This window comes from Vibrio sp. 10N.222.48.A3 (assembly GCF_041475345.1).
Classification (GTDB): Bacteria; Pseudomonadota; Gammaproteobacteria; order Enterobacterales; family Vibrionaceae; genus Vibrio; species Vibrio tasmaniensis_A.
Genome location: NZ_JBFRVX010001664.1, coordinates 1 through 428, shown reverse-complemented (window position 1 = coordinate 428; position 428 = coordinate 1). Strand labels below are relative to the sequence as shown.

Genomic DNA, 428 nt, shown 5'->3' with positions numbered 1-428 from the left:
ATCTAAAGTTAGGAATATCATGTTTTTGCCTAATGATTAGATTTGAATTTTATCTATAAACGCTCATTTTTTTGAATGATAAAATAAGTTTTATGATCTCGCTAGCAAAAACCTCTGGATTTGGTAAAAACTGGTGATTAGGATCACAAATGGTAAGGTTTTAATTTGCGGGGCAAAATTAATTGAATACACTGAATAGGACTAAATTGAGCGACTAAAATAAGTTTCTCAAATGAATTCTAAAAAATCCTATAGGGGGAAACAACTGGTGAATATTCTAGGATATGCACAGAAGCTAGGTAAGGCATTAATGCTACCTATCGCAACACTTCCGATTGCGGCGCTTCTACTACGTTTAGGTCAAGGCGATCTACTTGATATTCCATTCATGGCAGAAGCTGGTGGAGCGATCTTCGGTAACCTACCAT

Annotated in this window: 1 pseudogene; it reads left to right on the top strand. The window is 35.7% G+C overall.

Annotated features, from left to right (window positions below):
- Positions 1–268: 268 nt before the first annotated feature.
- Positions 269–428, top strand: a pseudogene (locus tag AB4653_RS28320) (PTS N-acetylmuramic acid transporter subunit IIBC); the annotation flags it as partial.